Consider the following 18,493-nt stretch of genomic DNA (forward strand, 5'->3'; position numbering starts at 1 on the left):
ACGACGCCGACCAGCTCCCCGGAGGGACCCGATGACCGGCTCCACGACGACCGCCCCGACGACGACCGCCACGGTGCCGCCGCGCGTGCCGTCGCCCGCGACCGGCCGCCGGGTCGTCGTCGTGGGCGCGGGGGTGGTCGGGCTCGGCGCCGCGGCGGAGGCGCACCGGCGCGGGTACCGGGTGACGGTCGTGGAGCAGGCGGCGGGCGTGGTCGGGTCGTCGGTGCAGAACTTCGGCCACGTGTGCACGACGGCGCAGGCCGGCGACGCGCGCCGGTACGCCCTCGCCGCCCGCGAGCGCTGGCTGTCCCTCGGCGCGGCGGCGGGGTTCGACGTCGCCCCGGTGGGCACGCACGTCGTGGCGCGGACCGCGGCCGAGCTGCGGCTGCTCGGCGAGCTCGCCGCCGCGCGCGGGCCCGACGAGGTGCGTCTCCTCGACGCCGCGGCGACCCGGGCGGCCGTGCCCGTGCGGCCGCAGCCCGTGGTCGGCGGCGCGCACCTGCCTCTCGACCTGCTCGTCGACCCCCGCGCGGCGGCGCCGGCCCTGGCCCGGTGGCTCGAGGCGCAGGGCGTCACCTTCCGCTGGCGCACCGCCGCCCGCGCCGTCGCGCCTGGCCGCGTCGAGACCACGCGCGGCGTCGAAGAGGCCGACGTCGTGCTGGTCGCTGCGCACCACGACCTGGATCGCCTGCTGCCGGACGTCGCCGAGGCGGCCGGGCTGCGCCGCTGCCGCCTGCACATGCTCCGCGTGCGGCCCGACGCCCCGCTCGGCCTCACGACGCCGCTCCTCACCGGCTGGTCGATGGTGCGGTACGCCGCGTTCATGGCCTGCTCGTCGGCGGCAGACGTCGCGGCGGAGCTCTCCGACGCCGACCCGGCCGGGGCGCGGTGGGACGTCAACCTCATGGCGACCCCGCAGGGGGACACGCTGCTCCTGGGCGACACCCACGCGCGCGCCGCCGACGCGCCCGTCTTCCAGGACGAGGAGGGCTTCGACCTGCTCCTGTGCCTGGGCCGCGACCTGTTCGGCGGCGACCTGCGCGTCGTCGAGCGCTGGCAGGGCACCTATGCCACGGCGCCCGGGAGCGAGTTCCTCGTCGCCGAGCCCGCGCCGGGCGTGCACGTCGCCACCGTCACCACGGGCATCGGCATGACCACCGGGCTCGGCCTCGCCGCCGACGTCCTCGACCGCGTCGGCGTCGCCTGAGCGCCCCGGCCCCCACGACCCACCCACCGGAAGGAACCCCGTGAGCCACACCGCTCCGCACGTCCCCGCCCCGATCGAGCTCGCCGCCTTCGACGTCGCCGGCACCACCGTGGAGGAGGGCGGTGTCGTCTACCGCGCGCTGCACGCCGCGGTCCGCCGGCACGGGAGCACCGCCGAGGTGCCCGACGTCGCCCGCTGGATGGGCGCCGACAAGCGCACCGCCATCCGTGCCCTGCTCGCGCTCGGCGGCGACCCGTCCGCCGTCGAGCCGGCGTTCGCCGACTTCGAGCGCCTGCTGCTCGAGGCCTACGACGTCACCCCGCCGGTCGCGATGCCCGGCGTGCTCGACACGTTCGCGGCGCTGCGCGACCGCGGCGCCCGGATCGCCCTGACCACCGGCTTCTCCGCCGACGTCACCGGGCTGCTGCTCGACCGGCTCGGCTGGACCGCGGGCGTCGTGGACGCGGTCGTCACCACCGACGACGTGCCCGCCGGGCGCCCCGCGCCGTACATGGTGCACCGGGCGATGGAGCGCACCGGGGTCACCGACGTCGCCCGCGTGCTCACCGTCGGCGACACGGTGCTCGACCTCGAGGCGGGGACGAACGCCGGGGCCGCGCTCGTCGTCGGCGTGCTCAGCGGCGGGGTGCCGCGCGCCGTGCTGGAGGCCGCCCCGCACACGCACGTGCTCGACGGCGTGGCCGACCTGCCGGCGGTCGCCGCGGACGCGGGGGAGCGGGTCACGGCCTGAGCGACGCCCCGTCGCGCGGGTGACGCGGCGCACGCTCATCGGCCAGGACGAGCAGCCGCGGCGCCTGTAGCGGGAGCGGCTCAGCCGTCCGCGGGCCGCACCACCATCGCCGCGCCGCCGCCGCGGCGTCGCGGCTCGGAGACGGCGGTGAGCAGCCCGTCGTCGCCGATCTGCACCGCCGTCGCGGCGCCGATCTCGGCGGCGGACGTGAACTGGTCGCCCGACGGCACGAGCGTGTGCCCGTACGCCTCGAGCGCGGGCCCGTACGCGGCGATGAGCTCCGGCTCCGCGGTGACGGACGCCGTGTTGCGCTGCGCCGCGCGCGGGGCTGCGAGCGCGTCGCCGATCGGCATGCCGCGGTCGAGGTGGTTGACGAGGGTCTGCAGCACCGTGGTGATGATCGTCGACCCGCCGGGCGAGCCGAGCGCGAGCACCGGCTCGCCGTCGCGCAGCACGATCGTGGGGGCCATCGAAGACCGGGGCCGCTTGCCCGGCTCGATGCGGTTCGGGTCCTCCGCCGCCCACACCGTCGAGAAGTCGGTGAGCTCGTTGTTGAGCAGGAAGCCGCGGCCCGGCACGAGCATCCCGGACCCGCCGGTCTGCTCGATCGTCAGCGTGTACTCGACGACGTTCCCGTCCCCGTCGACCACGGTGAGGTTCGTGGTCGAGACGTTCTCCGTGTCGGAGTCGGCGGGGGAGATCGTCTCGCCGCACGCCGCGTCGTCGGCGTCGGTGTCGCCGGGCGCGACGGGCTTGGTCGCCGCCGCCTCCGGGTCGAGCAGGCAGGCGCGCTCCGCCGCGAAGTCGTCGGAGAGCAGCGTGGCGAGGGGGACGTCGACGAACGCCGGGTCGCCCACGTACGCGCCGCGGTCGGCGAACGCCAGGGCGCTCGCCTCCAGGTAGTGGTGCAGGTACGCGGCGTCGTCCATGCCCGCGAGGTCGAACGTCTCGAGGATGTTCAGCGCCTCGCCGACCGTGGACCCGCCGCTGGACGACGGCGCCATGCCGTAGACGTCGTAGTCGCGGTAGTCGGACACGGTCGGGTCCTGCAGCAGCGCCTCGTAGCCGGCCAGGTCGTCGAGGTCGAGGTAGCCGGGCGGCACGGGCAGGTCGGTGTCCGGCGAGGTCTGCGGGTGCTGCACGACGTCCACCATCTCGGCCGCGAGGTCGCCGCCGTAGAACGCGTCGGTGCCGTGCTTCGCCAGCAGGTCGTACGTGGCGGCCAGGTCGCGGTTGCGGAGCACGCTGCCCACGGCCGGCGGCTCGCCGCCCGGCAGGTACAGCTCCGCCGTGGCCGGGAACGCCGCGAACCGTGCGGCGTTGGACGCCGTCTGGTCGTGGAACGTCTGGTCGACGACGAACCCGCGCCGCGCCAGCTGGGTCGCCGGCTTGAGCGCCTTCTTCAGCGAGTACGTGCCCCACTCGTCCAGTGCCGTCTCCCAGGTGGCGGGCGTGCCGGGCGTGCCGACGGAGACGCCGCTCGTCACCAGGTCCGGCGTGAACGGGTACGGCTTGCCCGTCGCCGGGTCGACGAACGCGTCGTTCGGCATGTCCGCCGGAGCCGTCTCGCGACCGTCGATCGTGTGCACCTCGCCGCTGGCCGCGTCGTAGTAGACGAAGTACCCGCCGCCGCCGACGCCCGCGCTGTACGGCTCGGTGACGCCCAGCGCGGCCGCGGCGGCCACCGCCGCGTCGACCGCGTTGCCGCCCTTGCGCAGCACGTCCAGCCCGACGCGGCTCGCCTCCGGGTCCACGGTGCTGATCGCGCCGCCGTGGCCGACGGCGGTGGGCACCTTCATGTCGTCACGCGGGTCGGCGCTCGCGGAGGTGGCGGCGCCCGCGCCGACGACGCCGAGGCCCGCGGCCAGCGTGGCCGCGGCGAGCGCCGCCGTGGCGCGGGCCGGCACGGCGGGGGCGGGGGAGCGGCGCCTGCTGGAACGACGGTGGTCCATGGCTCTCTCCTCGGGCAGGTCAGGCGGGGATGATCCACCAGACTGGCGGAGTTCGCCGCCAGTCGCGCGCCGAGACGACGGCCGTCCCTAGTGCGCGGCTCCCGCCTCGATGAGCAGGACCCCGCCGGCGATGAGGACGATGCCGAGGCCCATGACCCAGGTGAGCGGTTCCGAGAACAGGAGTCTGCTGAGGACGGCGGTGAGGGCGACGCCCGAGGCGGCCCAGACGCCGTAGGCGACGCCGATCCCCATGCCCTCGGCGAGCGCGAGGGCGAGCATCCAGAAGGCGACCAGATAGCCGACGAGGACGCCGGTCAGCCAGGCCTTCCTCCCGGTCGCGACCATGCGGAGCGAGAGCGTGCCGCCGACCTCGAACACGATCGCGCCGGCGAGGTAGAGCCACGCCATCACGCCACCTCCCTGTTCCGGCGGGCGGCCTGTGCCCCCAGCTCGACGCACAGCACCCCTCCGATGACGAGCACGACGCCGATGCTCATGAGCAGGGTGAAAGGCTCGCCGAAGAGGATCGTGGACAGGACGGCAGTGAGCGCCACCCCGGACGCGCCCCAGATGCCGTACGCCGCGCCGAGCGCCATCCCGGCCCGCAGGGCGAGTGTGAGGCACGTGAACGACCCGACGTACCCGGCGACGACGAGCGCGTACAGCGCGGGCAGCTCGAGCGCGCCCTTGAGGGACAGGGTGGCGCTCACCTCGAGCAGGATCGCGCCGGCGAGGAACACCCACGCGGCGGCCCTGCCGCGGCCCGCACCGGCCTGGTCCATCTCGGCCTGGTGGGCACCGTCCTGGTTCACGGTGGCCCCGCTCATGCGGCGACCGCCTCGTCGACCAGCCGATGCGCGACGTCGATGATCCGTGTCCGCTCGTCCTCGTCGAGGTCGACGATGCCGAGCGCCCGGTCGAACCAGGCGCCGTCCGCGATCAGCCGCACGGCGTGCAGCGCGGCGCGGCCGCGGGGGCTGGACGTGAGCTCTTCGCCGAACCAGGGGTGGAGGCGGTCGGTCCACTGCCGGACGAGCCGGTCGCACAGCCGCACGTCGGACAGGAGCGCGAGGTCGCTGGGGTCGAGGTCGGCCGTGAGCGCGAAGTCGACATAGGCGCGCAGGCGGTCCTGCGGGGTCGACGACGTCTCGCCTGCCCGCGACTCCAGGTCCGCGATCCACCGGTCCACGAGCCGGTCCACCACCGCGACGGCGAGAGCCGCCTTCGTCGGGAAGTGGTGCACGACGCCGGGCTTCGTGAGCCCGGCCCGGCGTGCCACGGCGTCGAGGGTGAGCGGCTCTCCGTGCCGCAGCGCGGCCAGGCCGGCGTCGAGGATCTCGGGTTTCGTCGTCATTCCGCGAACCTACCATCCGTTTGGTAAGGCGGCGCCGGCGCCGTCGCCCGCGGTACGACCCACCGATGTTCAGAAGTTTCCCCATTGGTTGACAATGTGAAAGTTGATGGCAACCTGGTCGCGGGACGCTGCAACGGCGCACGTCCCGGCCGACCAGCGGAGGACCCGATGAGCCGAGCTCTGCCCCCTGCCCGACGCACCGCGGCCGTCCCGGCGGGTGTCGGCCTCCTGCTCGGCCTGGCGATGGCGGTGCCCGCCGGCGCCGCGGTCGCGGTACCGCCCGACGACCGGCCCGCGCTGCCCGTCGCCACCGCGGGTGCCGAGCCCGCCGCGGCCACCGTCCTCCAGGGCGACGTCGCCGACCTGGCGCTGGACGACGACGGCGCCGCGATCGTCACCGAGCGCACGGAGCGCCTGATCGCCCCGGGGCTGGAGCTCACGGAGTTCGCGCGGGTGTCCGCCGACGGCTGGCTGAGCGGCGAGGTGCTTGTCGCCCACCTCGGTCGGGACGACGGGCCGCGGCTCGGCTACCTCGGCCCCGACGCCGTGGCCGGCAACGCGACCGTGAGCGAGATGGCGGCCGACCGCGGCGCCGTCGCCGCGATCAACGGCGACTTCTTCGACATCAACAGCTCCGGCGCCGCCCTCGGCGCGGCGGTGGACGAGGGCACGCTGCTGAAGTCCGCGGCCCCGGGCCGCGAGAAGGCGCTCGCGGTCGACGCGTCCGGGGTGGGGCGCCTCGCCGAGCTCTTCCTCGAGGGCACGGTCACCCTCGGCCCGGACGGCCGCGAGCTGCCGGTCGCGGGCCTGAACGTCACCGCGGCCCCCGCGGCCGGCGTCGTCGTCTTCGACGCCGCGTGGGGCGACGCCGCGCGCACCCGCCCGCTCGCCGCCGGGGAGCAGGGCGTCGAGGTCCAGGTCCGCGGCGGCGAGGGCGGCTCTCCCGGCACCGTCGTCACGGTCGGTGCCCCCGGCTCGGGCCGCCTGCCCGCCGACGTGCGCGCCGTCGTCGCGCGGCCCGGTGCCGCGGCAGACGCGCTCGCCGCCCTCGCGCCGGGCGCCGAGGTGACGCTCGCCTACGGCCTGCGCGACGACCTCGGCGAGATCCGCACCGCCGTCGGCGGCGATCCCGACGACTGGCTGCTCGAGGACGGCGAGATCACCTCGGCCACCAGCGACTTCGCGCGCCTGCGCCACCCGCGGACGGCGGTGGGGCTCAGCGCGGACGGCGCGACCGCGTACCTCGTGGTGGTCGACGGCCGCCAGGCGCACAGCATCGGGGCCTCGCTGCCGGAGCTCGGCAGGTTCGTCGGGCAGCTCGGCGCCGACGACGCGATCAACCTCGACGGCGGCGGCTCGACGACGATGATCGCGCGACTGCCGGGCGACGCGCGCACGAGCGTGCTCAACAGCCCGTCCGACGGCGCCGAGCGCCTGGACGCGAACGGGCTCGGCCTGTTCACCCCCGAGGGGTCGGGCGAGGTGCACGCGTTCGACGTCCGCGCTGCCGTCCCCACCGGCGACGCCCCCGCGACCGACGCGCTCCGCGTCTTCCCCGGGCTGCACCGCACCCTCACCGCAGCCGGCTACGACGAGACCCGCGCGCCCGTGGACACCCGGCCCGACGGCTGGACGACGACCGACGCCGGCGTGGCCACGGTCGCGCGCGCCGACGACGGCGCGGGCGTGGTCACCGGTGTCGCGCGCGGCACCGCGACCGTCCGCGCCGCGGCCCCGGCGACGGACGGCGTCGCGACGGGGTCCACCGGCCTCACGGTGCTCGGCGGCCTCGAGCGGCTCACCGTCCCCGAGCCGGTCGTGACCCTCCCCGACGCGGACGCGACGGCGTCCCTCACCGTCGTCGGGCACGACGACGACGGCTACAGCGCGCCGGTCGAGGCGCGCGACGTCGAGGTCACGGGCGGCGACGGCGTCGCCGCGCTGGAGCCGGCGGCGGACGGGTCGTTCACGGTCCGGGCGCTGCAGGGCTCGGGGGCCGCGACGTTCACGCTCGCGGTCGGCGACGAGGAGATCGAGGTCGCGGTGGCGGTCTCGCTCGAGGACGTCGTCGTGGCCGACCTGGCCGACGCCGATCGTTGGACCTCCGCGCACGACCGCGCCCCGGGCGGCTCCGTCGGGCCGGCCGAGGGCCACGAGGGCGCGGCGGGCCTGCGGCTGACGTACGACTTCACGCGGTCCACGGCCACGCGCGGCCAGTACGCCGTCGCCCCGGACGGCGGGATCGAGGTCCCGGGGCAGCCCCGCACGCTCACGGCGTGGGTGCACGGCGACGGGCGCGGCGCCTGGCTGCGGCTGCAGGTGCGCCAGGGCGACGGGGTCGTCACCAACCTCGACGGCCCGACGGTGTCGTGGGAGGGCTGGCGCCAGGTGGAGGTCGCCGTCCCCGAGGGCGTCGCGTTCCCGCTCACGCTGCAGCGCCTGCGCGTCCTCGAGACGCGGGCCGCGGAGCAGTACACGGGCGAGATCGTCGTCTCGGACCTGCGGGCGCAGGTGCCGCCGGACGTCGAGGCGCCGACGCCGGACCGGGTCGAGGACCGGGTGGTCGTCGCCGAGGGGGCGACGGACGACGCCCCGCTGCGCGTCGCCGTGATGTCGGACGCGCAGTTCGTCGCCCGCGACCCGGGGTCCGGCGCCGTGCAGGGGGCGAAGCAGGCGCTGGCCGAGATCGTCGCCGCCGACCCCGACCTGCTCGTCATCAACGGCGACCTGGTGGACGAGGCGTCGCCGGCCGACTTCGACCTGGCCCGCCAGGTGCTCGACGAGGGTCTCGCCGGCGCCGGGTTCCCCTGGTACTACCTGCCGGGCAACCACGAGGTGATGGGCGGGTCGATCGAGAACTTCGAGGACGAGTTCGGCGAGCGCACGCACGTCGTCGACGTGCCCGACCCGGACGGCGCGGACGGTGGCACCACCCGCCTGGTCATGCTCGACTCGTCCAGCGGGCGCCTGGGGAGCGACTTCGCGCAGCTCCGTGCGCTGCGCGAGGCGCTCGACGACGCGGCGTCCGACGACGCCGTGACCGGCGTCGTCACCCTCTTCCACCACCCGCTCGACGACCCGCTGCCCACGAAGGCCAGCCAGCTCGTCGACCGGGTGGAGGCGGAGACGCTGCGCGGCTGGTTCGAGGACTTCCGCGAGACGTCGGGCAAGCAGGTCGCGTCTGTCGGCTCGCACGTGGGCGTCTTCCATGCCGCCACCGCGGACGGCATCCCCTCCGTCGTCAACGGCAACTCCGGCAAGAGCCCGGCGAGCACGCCCGCCGACGGCGGGTTCACCGGCTGGTCGATGGTCGGCATCGACCCGGCGGCCGAGGGCACCGGCGACGGCGGCTGGTTCTCCTGGGAGGTCGAGGCGCGGGCCGAGGACGTCGCGGTGAGCGGCCCGGAGGAGCTCGCCGTGGGCACGTCGGGGCAGGTCAGCGCCCTGGTCACGCAGGACGGCACCCGCCAGGTGCCGGTCGCCTGGCCGGTCTCGTCCCGCTGGGGCGGTCAGGGCGTGTTCGTCGGCGCGGCCGAGGACGCGCCGTCGGGCGCCGTGCTCGCCCTCGACCCGGCGACGCACGAGGCGACCGCCGTCGCGCCCGGCCGCGCGACGGTCGAGGTCGAGGTGAACGGCGTCGTCGGCACGCTCGACGTGCTCGTGCCCGCCGGGGCGCCGGGCACCGCCCGGATCAGCGACGACAACGGCTGGGACACGGGCCTGCGCGACGGCGACTACCACGTGCTCGTCGACCTGTGGTGGGGCGAGAACGCCACCGGCATGCGGCTCTACGAGGACGGCGAGCTGATCCACACGGAGAAGCTGACCCACGGCGGCACCCAGGCCCAGCGGATCGCCGTCCCCGTGACGGGCAGGCCGAACGGCGAGTACGAGTACACGTGCGAGCTCGTCAACGCCGCCGGGACCACGCCGTGCGCCGCGCCCCACTCGGTGCGGGTCACAGACGCGAACCCGGGCACGCCCACCCTGTCCCACGACAACGGCTCGGACGACGTGCCCGGCGACGGCGACTACGTCGTCACCATGCACAAGTGGTGGGGCACGCAGGCCACGGGCTACGTCCTCTACGAGGACGGCGTCGAGGTGGACCGGCAGGAGCTGGCGCCGGGGACCGGGGGAGAGGCGCAGTCCGCCGCGACCGTGCTCACCGGGCGGGCGCCCGGCACCCACCGGTACGTCGCCGTGCTGACCAACGCCGCGGGCGAGACGCGCAGCAAGGAGGTCACGGTGCGCGTACGGCGCTGAGCCCGGGCGGCCGTTGGCCCGGCACACGACGGGCGGCCTATCCTCGGACCATGAGCGACTTCCAGGTCAACCCGCGCGTCAAGTCCGAGCCCACCGGTGCCGTCCTCGGCCGCTTCCTCGGCGCGTTCGTGCTCTTCCTGGGTGGCATCGTGCTGTTCGGCTCCGGCGCCTCGGGCGGCAACCCGACCCTGGACCCCTACATGGTCGTGGGCGGCATCCTCGCCGTCGGGCTGGCCTTCGGCCTGCCGATGATCGGGGCGCACGAGCGGGGCTGACGCCACTCCGTCATGCCGAACAGGCGGTTGATGCCGGTCTCGCGCCGTCGTGCGCTCGATACCGGCATCAACCGCCTGTTCGGCGTCGGGGCTACCGCGTGACGACCAGGATCTCCGAGACGTTGCCGGCGCGGTCGGTGGCTCGCGCCTCGATCCGGTCGCGCGGGCCGATCCGGACCTCCCCGCGGTAGGCGGTCCACCCGCCGTCGCCGACCCGGTACTCCAGGCTCGCGACGCCGGACGCGTCGTCCGTCGCCGCAAGGGTCAGGGACTTCCGGTTCGGGTGCGCCCACGCGGACGTGACCTCCGGCGCGGTGACGTCCGGCAGCAGGTAGGCGCCGACGCCCTGGACCGCGGTGCGGGTCGTGTCCTCCAGCAGCCACCGCGTCGCGTCCGACGGTTCTGTCAGGGTGAGCGAGACGCCCGAGGTGGTGCGGCCGTCGACGTCGAGGGCGCCGCCGGTCGACGCGTTGACCAGCTGCCCGTCGTGCTGCTCCGGGGTCGCCGTGTCCGGCACGAACGTCCACCGTTGCCGCGGATCGTCCGCGTCCGCCTCGACGCCGGAGTACCGGACCTCCGTGTCGGAGACGGCCGCGAGCGCGCCGGAGCCGTCGGACGCCGCGATCGTGTAGGCGCCGCCGCCGGCCGGGGCGAGCGTCCAGACGCCGTCGCCCCACCGCGACCAGACGACCATGTCGCGCTCGGGGTGGTCGCCGTCGCCGGCGTACCGGTCCACCTGGTACTCGGTGCCGATCCCGTCGGTGACGATGCGGAACGCGTCGGCGGCGAAGTCGACGTCCTCGGCCGTGGTGCGCTCGGGCCGCTCCGGCAGCTGGGTGTGGTCGCCGTGGTAGACGTCGGGCGCCGGCTCGTCCCACGGGGCGGGGAGCGTGAGGTCGGCAGGGTAGACCTTGGCGAAGAGCTCGTACGCCTGCGGGTCGTACTCCTTCAGCTCGGCCCGGGTGTTGATCGGGCTGCGCACGCCGTCGGTCCAGTCCGGCTTCTCGGCCATGACGTCGAACCAGATCGCCGACAGCGTGGCGAAGTACTCGTCGATGTTGCCGATCGCGTAGGTGTTCGGCCACCTGCCGGTCGACCAGGAGTTCTCGTACGCGGCGTACAGCTCGTCGGAGAGGCTCGTGTCCGCCAACGTCTCGATGCCCACCAGCCGCACCGCGTGGCCGAACTCGTGGACCAGGATGTTCTCGTTCCGGTAGCCCGTGTTGAGGAACGCGTTCTCGTCGTCGCGCGTGCGCAGCACGTTGCGCTCGGAGATCGACGACACGCAGCCGTTCCACTCGCTGCCGCCGTACCCCTCGACGTCGTACATCTCCGGGTCGTAGCCGCCACGGTGCTCGGGTACAAGGTAGGCGTTCTCGCGCGCCGCGTACACGGCCAGCGAGCAGCCGAAGTCGGCCATGCGGGCCGCGATCCCGTTGTCGGCCCTGCCGAGCTGGACGTCCACCTGCGCAGCGGCGAGGTCGAGCGTGGCCGGGTCCACGCGGGGGTTCGCCTTGACGGCGATCCCGGACGCCGTGGTCACGGACTGCGTGTAGTAGTCCAGCCGCGGGACGCCGGTGTACGTCGCGTCCTGGGCGGGACGGCCCACGGCGTCCTCGATCTGCGACCCGTCGACGGTGACGGTGAGGGGCTCGTCGGGGTCGAGTGTCCCGGTGTAGGCGATGCTCGCGAGGTGCAGGTCGTCGGGCAGCCGCGCCATGCTGTTCGCGTCCGAGGCCGCGATCTGCCGGTTGTCCTTGTCGAAGAAGATCGTGTCGGTGGGCCCCGTCGCCGGCTTCGCGGTGAGGGCGACGGTGCTGCCGCCCTGGGTGAGCGTGACGTTCTCGGGGCTCACCGCCGTCGTCTCGTCGACGTACCGGTCCCAGGAGATCTCGAGGAACCTGCCCTCGTTGATCACCCGGACCTCGGTGACCTGGGGGCCCTCGAAGGCCGGGTCCGTGGTCACCGTGCCGTCGGCGGCGACGGGGATCGTCACGGCGCCGTCGGCCGTGGCGGGCCCGGCCCCGGCGAGCAGCGACACGGCCGTCGCGGCCGCCGTCATCGCGGCGGCCGCGACCGCGCGGCCCGACCTGTCTCGGTTGGTCTTCACACCAGTGTTCCCTTCGTCTGCGGGTGGTCCTGCCTGACGTTGGTGCTCGGTGTTGCGGTGTTGCGTTGTGGCGTCCTCAGGCTCCGGCTGGCAGCCGGGCCGTCGTCCACGCCTCGATGCCGGCGGCGTCGATGGGCAGGGCGTCGGACAGCACCTCGTGGCCGTCGGCGGTGACGAGCAGGTCGTCCTCCAGCCGCACGCCGATGCCGCGCAGCTCGGGCGGCACGGTGAGGTCGTGGGCGTGGAAGTACAGGCCCGGCTCGACGGTCATGACGACGCCCGGCTCGAGGTCGGCGCCCATGTAGTCCTGCCAGTCGCTGTCCGCGCAGTCGTGCACGTCGAGGCCGAGGTGGTGACCGATGCCGCACACGAGCCACCGGCGGTGGTGCTGCCCCTGCGGCGACAGCGCCTCGTCGACGGACACCGGCAGCAGGCCCCAGTCGTGCAGGCCCTGGGCCAGCACCTCCATGGCCGCGAAGTGGAAGTCGAGGTAGTTCACGCCGGGCCGCACGCGCGCCATGCCGGCGCGGTGGCTCTTCTCGACCAGGTCGTGCACGGCCCGCTGCTCGGCGCTGAACCGGCCCGACGGCGGTACGGTGCGCGTGACGTCGGCGGTGTAGAGGGTGTCGGTCTCGACGCCCATGTCGAGCAGCAGGGCCGCGTCGGGAAGCACGGGGCCGTCGCAGCGCACCCAGTGCAGGGTCGGGGCGTGCGGCCCGCTGCCCACGATGCTCGCATAGCCGGGGCCGTTGCCCGTGGTGCGGGCGTGCCGGTCGAACGTGCCCTGCAGCCAGCGCTCGCCGCCCGCGCGGACGGCGGCCGGGATCTCGCGGGCCACGGCCTCGAAGCCCGTGACGGTGTGGTCGACGGCGGCACGCAGCTGCGCCACCTCCCAGGCGTCCTTGACCATGCGCAGGTCGGAGCACGCGCGGGCGAGCTCCGCGGACGGCTCCAGGCCGTGCCGCGTCACGACGTCCGCCGGCAGCGCGCGCCCGGCCCACCAGCCGGAGCCGGCGGCCAGGGCGCCCTCGAGGTCCGCGAGCGGGCGCACCGGCACGCCGAGCGCCCGCTCCCACTCGCCGAGCCCGGGGGAGGCCCCCACCCACAGCTCGCCGTGCATCGCGTCGGCGAAGAACCCCGGCTCCCCGGGGCGGGCGGGCGGCGGCAGGTAGAGCACCGCGTCGGCGCCGTGCAGCACGAGGACGGCGTCCTCCACCTGGCAGCCCGTGAGCCACACGAAGTCGCTGTCGGCGCGGAAGTCGTAGGACGTGTCGTTGCTGCGCACGGGCGCGCGGCCCGCGCCGACGACGACCGTCCGGCCGCCGAGCCGCTCCGCCAGCCGGGCGCGGTGGGCCGCGGCGGCCTCGGCCGTGCCGTCGGGCACCCGGACCTCGACGACGTCGGTGCCCCAGCCCTCGGCGATCATCGCGCCGAACGCGGGGACCTCCGTGAGGCGCGGCGGGCGCGTGCCCGCGTGGGGTGGGCGGTGGGTGTGCTGGTGCGTCATCGTCGTTCTCCTCCCGCGTCCCGGACGAGCTCCCGCAGGCGCCGCAGCACCCGGGGGTCGCTGAGTCCGTCGTGCTCGTACTCGTTGGTCACCCAGGCGTGCGAGCTCCCCAGCCTGGACAGGGTGTCGAGCTGCAGGCCCGAGTCCACGTACATGTCGTCGAAGTACACGGCCGCGGCCAGCGGCACGTCGTTCGCGGCCAGGCGCTCGACGTCGTACAGCCGGCTCCACTCCGTCCGGGCGGCGAGCTCGTGCACCGCCGGGGCGAACGGCTCCAGCAGCCGCACCTCGTCGAACATCCACGGGAACGCCATCTCGCCGGTGAGCAGCAGGGGCCGCTCGTCGGGACCGAACTGCGGCCGCTCGTCGCGGGCCCGCTGCGCGGCCCATGCCGTCGGGCCGTTGGCGCCGTCGCCGTAGATGGACTCCTGCAGGGTCCAGAACAGCGGGTTCGACGCCGACGACGTGCGTACCTGCACCTGCTCGAGGAACGCGTGCGACAGCCGTCCCGGGCGCACGAACGCCTCGTCGACCAGCCAGTGCAGGCGCTCCGACCCGGGCTTCATCCCCAGGTCGATCCCCAGGGACTGGAAGCGGCGGGTGGAGAGGGCGTCGCCGTCGGGCAGGCGCACGTCGCCCTCGGCCAGCCGGTCGGCGATCGCCGCCACCGCGTCGACGTCCTGCGGGTAGAGGTCGTAGTAGCGCCGTGTCTTGGCCTCGGCCCGGGCGAACGTGCGCCGGTAGACCTCGTCCGCGCTCGCCGGGGTGCCCGGGATGCCGCCCGTGACGTAGCAGGCGGCCAGCCCCTCCGGCGCGGTCGACAGGTAGGCGAGCGTGATCCAGCCGCCGAACGACTGGCCCAGGCTCGCCCACCGACGCCCGTCGTAGTGGGTGCGGCGCACGTGCTCCAGGTCGGCCACGATCGAGTCCGCCCGGAAGCACGCCAGGTAGTCCGCGCCGGCGGCGCCGTCCCCGCGCGCCGCGACCTCCTCGCCGTCGAGCGGGGTGCTGCGGCCGGTGCCCCGCTGGTCCGGCAGGATCACGCGGTACGTCTTCAGGGCCTCGTCGAGCCAGCCGTCGCGCTTCAGGGGGCGGGGCGACGCGCCCCCGGGACCCCCTTGCAGGTACACGAGCAGGGGCAGGTCGTCGTCGCGGCGGTCGGGGTCGACGACCTCCCGCCAGAACACGGAGATCTGCTCCCCGGAGCCTCCGGGGCCGGTCGACGGGTCGGGCCGCGACCAGTCGAGCGGCACGGTGGTCGTGCGCTCGGTGACGTGCAGCCCCGGCAGGTGATAGGTGGTCACGTCGTCTCCTCCTCGGTCTGCTTCGCGGTCTCCTCCGCGTGGCCGCTCGCGGCCCGTGCCGCGGCCGCCTCGCGGCGCGCCCGCTCCCACTCGGGGCGGATGCGCGGCACGGCCGACAGCAGCGTGCGCGTGTACTCGTGCTGCGGGTCGTCGAACACGGCGTCCCGCTCGCCCTGCTCGACGATGCGCCCCTTCGACATCACGGCGACGCGGTCGGCGATCTGACGCACCACGGCGAGGTCGTGCGCGATGAAGAGGTAGCTGAACCCCTCCTCGCGCTGCAGCCGGCGCAGCAGGTTGATGATCTGCGCCTGCACGGACACGTCGAGGGCGGAGACCGCCTCGTCGCAGACCACCAGCCGCGGCGACACGGCGAGCGCCCGGGCGATGCCGATGCGCTGCGCCTGCCCGCCGGAGAACTGCGACGGGTAGCGACGGTGGTGGTCGGGGTCCAGGCCCACGCGCTCCATGAGCTGCTGCGTGAACGCCCGCGTGCCGCCCGGCACCTGCCGCCCCTGATAGAGCAGGGGAGCGGTGACGATCCGCTCCACCGTGTGCCGCGGGTTGAGCGATGAGTACGGGTCCTGGAACACGACCTGCACGTCGCTGCGGAACCGCCGCAGCCGCTCGCCCTTCGCGTGCGTCACCGGCTCGCCGTCGAAGACGATCTCGCCGGACGTCGCGTCCATGAGGCGCGCGACGATCCGCGCGGTCGTGGACTTGCCGGACCCCGACTCGCCGACGAGCGCCAGCGTCTCGCGGGCGCGCACCTCGAGGCTCACGCCGTCGACGGCGCGGAACGTGTCGGCGCGGCCCAGCAGCCCGCCGGTGCCGGGCACCGCGAACTCCTTGACGAGGTCGGTGGCGCGCAGCAGCGGATCGGCGCCGCGCGACGTCGAGGCCGCGGGGGCGCTCGCGGCGGCGGGGGCGACGGCCTCGGCCTCGGTGCTGTGCCCGGTGCTCGTGGTGCTCATGCCTTCCCTCCCACGACGTCGATGCTGTCGATGGCGCGCAGCTCGCCGATCTCGTCGTCGATCCTGGGGACGGCGTCGAGCAGCGCCCGGGTGTACGGGTGCCGCGGGTCGGAGAACAGCCGCTCCGCGGGTGCCTGCTCCACCGCGAGGCCGTGCCGCATGACGACCACGTCCTCGGCGATCTCGGAGACCACGGCGAGGTCGTGCGAGATGAGGACCAGCGCCGTCCCGGTCTCGCGCCGCACCTCCTGCAGCAGGTCGAGGATCTGGGCCTGCACGGTCACGTCGAGGGCCGTGGTGGGCTCGTCGGCGATGAGCAGGTCCGGCTCGGTGGACAGCGCCATCGCGATCATCACGCGCTGCCGCATCCCGCCGGAGAACTGGTGCGGGTAGTGGTCCACCCGCCGCGCGGCGTCGGCGATGTGCACGCGCTCCATCGCCTCGACCGCGACCTTCCGGGCCTGGCGGCGGGTGACGCCCGCACGGTGGGCCCGGTAGGCCTCCTCGATCTGCATCCCCACGGAGTAGTACGGGTTCAGGGAGGACAGCGGGTCCTGGAAGATCATCGCCATGCGGTCGCCGCGCAGGCGCCGCACCTTCGACTCGGGCAGCGCGGTGAGCTCGGCACCGTCCAGCGACACCCGGCCGCGCAGGCTCGCGGTGGGTGGCAGCAGCCCCATGACGGCCAGCGACGTCATCGACTTGCCGGAGCCCGACTCGCCGACGATCCCGAGCGACGCGCCCCGTTCGAGGGTGAACGAGAGCCCGTCCACGACGTCGACGGGCCCGTGCGCCGTGCGGAAGGTGACGGTGAGGTCCTCGACCTCGAGCAGCGCGCTCATGCCCTCGCTCCGATCCGTACGCGGGGGTCGATCGTCGTGTAGACGATGTCCACGATCACGTTCCCGACGATCACGAGGAACGCCGCGACGAGGGTGACGCCCATGATGACCGGCTGGTCGTTCTTGGTGATGGAGTCGGACGCCATCTTGCCGACGCCGTTGAGGCCGAAGACGGTCTCGATGATGATCGCGCCGCCCAGCAGGCCTGCGAAGTCCATGCCGAACAGCGTCACGACCGGCGTGAGCGCGGGTCGTAGCGCGTGCCGCCGCCACACCAGCCGTGGCGCGAGCCCCTTGGCGCGCGCCGTGCGGACGAAGTTCTCGTCGAGGGTGTCCAGCACGTTCGCCCGGGTGAGGCGCTGGTACATCGACGCGTAGGTGAACGCGAGCACCAGCCACGGCATGACGAAGTTGAGGAACCACTGCCCGGGATCGGCGCCGAAGGGCACCGCCTGCGGGAAGGGGAGCCAGCCGAGCTTCACGACCAGCACGTACTGCAGCACCAGGGCGAGCACGTAGTTGGGGATCGACACGCCGCCGAGCGCCGCGCCGGTGGCGGCCCGGTCGAACCAGGTGCCCTTCTTGATCGCCGCGAGCATGCCGCCCGCCACGCCCATGAACAGCCACAGCACGGCCGCGCCCACCGCGAGGGTGGCCGAGACGCCGAAGCGCTGCTCGAACATCTCGAGCACGGGCTGCCCGGTCTGGAACGAGTAGCCGAGGCACGGCGCCGCGCAGTCGATCGCGTTGGCGCCGGTGCCGTACGTGGTGCCGACGAACAGCCCGGACAGGAAGCCGAGGAACTGCTCGTAGAACGGCCGGTCCAGGCCCAGGTTGGTGCGGATCTGGTCGATCAGCTCCGGGGTGCAGTTCTTGCCGCAGATCTGCACCGCGGGGTCGGGGGAGAGCGCGAAGAAGATCGCGTACGTGAACAGGACGACGAGGAACAGCACGCCCACCATGCCGGCGAGCCTCGTCACGAGGAAGCGGACCATCAGCGCCTCTCTCCCGCGTCGACGACGTCCTTGAGGCGGTCGCCGAGGACCGTGAAGGACAGCACGAGCAGGAACAGGAAGGTTCCGGGGAGCAGGAAGTACACCGGGTCGACGGCGTACCAGCTCATCGACTGCGCGATCATCTGCCCCCAGGAGGGGGTCGGCGGGACCACGCCCACGCCGAGGAAGCTCAGCCCCGCCTCCGTGCCGATGTACCCGGGCACGGCCAGCGTCGTCATGACGATGATCGTGGAGCGCAGGTTCGGCAGGATCTCCAGGAGCACGATCCGCCAGCCCGACGCCCCGGAGGCCCGGGCCGCCTCGACGAACTCGCGCTGCGTGAGCGTCATGGTCTGCCCGCGCACGACGCGGGCCAGGTACGGCCAGCCGAACACCGAGATGACCAGCACCAGCAGCGGGGCGCGGTTGCTCGCGGGCAGCGCCGACAGGATGGCGATCATGAAGATCAGGGCGGGGAACGCCATGAGGAAGTCCATGACGCGCGACACGACCTGGTCCACCTTGCCGCCGTGGTACCCCGCGAGGAGCCCGAAGAGGACGCCGAGCAGGGTGGTGAGGGTGGTGGCTGCGATCGCGATGAGCATGGACGTGCGCGCGCCGTAGACGATGCGCGCGAACAGGTCGCGGCCCGTGCCGGGCTCGACGCCGAACCAGTGCTCGGCACTGATCCCGCCGAGCGGGCCGATGGGCAGGCCGCCGAGGTTCGGGTCGATGGCCGACTGGTCGAACTCGTACGGCCCCCAGCCGGAGAGCTTGACGACGAGCGGTGCGGCGACGGCCAGGAGGGCGACGAGCGCGATGTACGACAGGGCGAGCACCGCTCCGCGGTTGCGGAGCAGGTGGTGCCAGACGCCCTGCCGGGGCGCCGGGGGCGCGACGCCGACGGACGGCGCGCCCCCGGTCTCTGCCTCGAGCGTGGTCATGCTGATGGTCAT

Annotated in this window: 15 protein-coding genes; 4 read left to right on the forward strand and 11 right to left on the reverse strand. The window is 74.4% G+C overall.

Annotation, left to right across the window (positions count from 1 at the left end; all coding sequences use genetic code 11):
• Positions 1-31 precede the first annotated feature (31 nt).
• Together B5Y66_RS10630 and B5Y66_RS10635 are read left to right on the forward strand one after the other, a co-directional pair.
• Positions 32-1,207 (forward strand): TIGR03364 family FAD-dependent oxidoreductase, encoded by a 1,176-nt coding sequence (locus tag B5Y66_RS10630; RefSeq protein ID WP_079574225.1) that lies wholly within the window; start codon positions 32-34, stop codon positions 1,205-1,207.
• Between the two features lie 40 nt (positions 1,208-1,247).
• Positions 1,248-1,958, forward strand: coding sequence for a phosphonatase-like hydrolase (locus B5Y66_RS10635; protein WP_079574228.1), 711 nt, complete (start codon positions 1,248-1,250; stop codon positions 1,956-1,958).
• Positions 1,959-2,038: 80 nt separating this feature from the next.
• Here the strand turns inward: B5Y66_RS10635 and ggt are convergent, their stop codons facing one another.
• The 4 genes from ggt to B5Y66_RS10655 all read right to left on the reverse strand — a co-directional run bounded on the left by ggt (position 2,039) and on the right by B5Y66_RS10655 (position 5,264).
• Positions 2,039-3,910 carry a gamma-glutamyltransferase gene (gene ggt / locus B5Y66_RS10640; protein ID WP_079574230.1) on the reverse strand — a complete coding sequence of 624 codons (1,872 nt, stop codon included), beginning with the start codon at positions 3,908-3,910 and terminating at the stop codon, positions 2,039-2,041.
• 87 nt (positions 3,911-3,997) lie between these two features.
• Positions 3,998-4,318, reverse strand: coding sequence for a DMT family transporter (locus B5Y66_RS10645; protein ID WP_079574232.1), 321 nt, complete (start codon positions 4,316-4,318; stop codon positions 3,998-4,000).
• Positions 4,318-4,737: a DMT family transporter gene (locus B5Y66_RS10650; RefSeq protein ID WP_456073095.1), complete on the reverse strand. Its 420-nt coding sequence runs from the start codon at positions 4,735-4,737 to the stop codon at positions 4,318-4,320. Before B5Y66_RS10650 ends, B5Y66_RS10645 begins: the two co-directional genes overlap by 1 nt.
• Positions 4,734-5,264, reverse strand: a complete 531-nt coding sequence (locus B5Y66_RS10655; RefSeq protein WP_079574234.1) for a TetR/AcrR family transcriptional regulator — start codon at positions 5,262-5,264, stop codon at positions 4,734-4,736. The genes B5Y66_RS10650 and B5Y66_RS10655 overlap by 4 nt, the downstream gene beginning before the upstream one ends.
• 168 nt (positions 5,265-5,432) lie before the next feature.
• Between B5Y66_RS10655 and B5Y66_RS10660 the strand changes: the two genes are divergently transcribed.
• A complete protein-coding gene (locus B5Y66_RS10660) occupies positions 5,433-9,530 on the forward strand; it encodes a phosphodiester glycosidase family protein (RefSeq protein WP_079574236.1) in 4,098 nt (1,365 codons plus the stop codon).
• A 50-nt stretch (positions 9,531-9,580) separates the two neighbouring features.
• Positions 9,581-9,805: a hypothetical protein gene (locus B5Y66_RS10665; RefSeq protein ID WP_079574238.1), complete on the forward strand. Its 225-nt coding sequence runs from the start codon at positions 9,581-9,583 to the stop codon at positions 9,803-9,805.
• A gap of 91 nt (positions 9,806-9,896) precedes the next feature.
• On the opposite strand, the gene B5Y66_RS10670 is transcribed toward B5Y66_RS10665, so the two are convergent.
• The 7 genes from B5Y66_RS10670 to B5Y66_RS10700 all read right to left on the reverse strand — a co-directional run bounded on the left by B5Y66_RS10670 (position 9,897) and on the right by B5Y66_RS10700 (position 18,493).
• Positions 9,897-11,915, reverse strand: coding sequence for an OmpL47-type beta-barrel domain-containing protein (locus B5Y66_RS10670; protein WP_079574240.1), 2,019 nt, complete (start codon positions 11,913-11,915; stop codon positions 9,897-9,899).
• A gap of 76 nt (positions 11,916-11,991) precedes the next feature.
• Positions 11,992-13,422 (reverse strand): aminopeptidase P family protein, encoded by a 1,431-nt coding sequence (locus B5Y66_RS10675; protein ID WP_079574242.1) that lies wholly within the window; start codon positions 13,420-13,422, stop codon positions 11,992-11,994.
• Entirely contained in the window at positions 13,419-14,726 is a 1,308-nt protein-coding gene (locus B5Y66_RS10680; protein WP_245807047.1) for an alpha/beta fold hydrolase, read from the reverse strand. Before B5Y66_RS10680 ends, B5Y66_RS10675 begins: the two co-directional genes overlap by 4 nt.
• Positions 14,723-15,700 (reverse strand): ABC transporter ATP-binding protein, encoded by a 978-nt coding sequence (locus B5Y66_RS10685; protein WP_079574246.1) that lies wholly within the window; start codon positions 15,698-15,700, stop codon positions 14,723-14,725. The genes B5Y66_RS10680 and B5Y66_RS10685 overlap by 4 nt, the downstream gene beginning before the upstream one ends.
• Positions 15,697-16,542 (reverse strand): ABC transporter ATP-binding protein, encoded by an 846-nt coding sequence (locus B5Y66_RS10690; protein ID WP_079574249.1) that lies wholly within the window; start codon positions 16,540-16,542, stop codon positions 15,697-15,699. Before B5Y66_RS10690 ends, B5Y66_RS10685 begins: the two co-directional genes overlap by 4 nt.
• Positions 16,539-17,537, reverse strand: a complete 999-nt coding sequence (locus B5Y66_RS10695; RefSeq protein WP_079574251.1) for an ABC transporter permease — start codon at positions 17,535-17,537, stop codon at positions 16,539-16,541. Before B5Y66_RS10695 ends, B5Y66_RS10690 begins: the two co-directional genes overlap by 4 nt.
• Positions 17,537-18,493: an ABC transporter permease gene (locus B5Y66_RS10700; RefSeq protein WP_139820830.1), complete on the reverse strand. Its 957-nt coding sequence runs from the start codon at positions 18,491-18,493 to the stop codon at positions 17,537-17,539. The genes B5Y66_RS10695 and B5Y66_RS10700 overlap by 1 nt, the downstream gene beginning before the upstream one ends.

It is taken from the genome of Krasilnikoviella flava (genome assembly GCF_900167525.1).
Lineage (GTDB): Bacteria > Actinomycetota > Actinomycetes > Actinomycetales > Cellulomonadaceae > Isoptericola > Isoptericola flavus.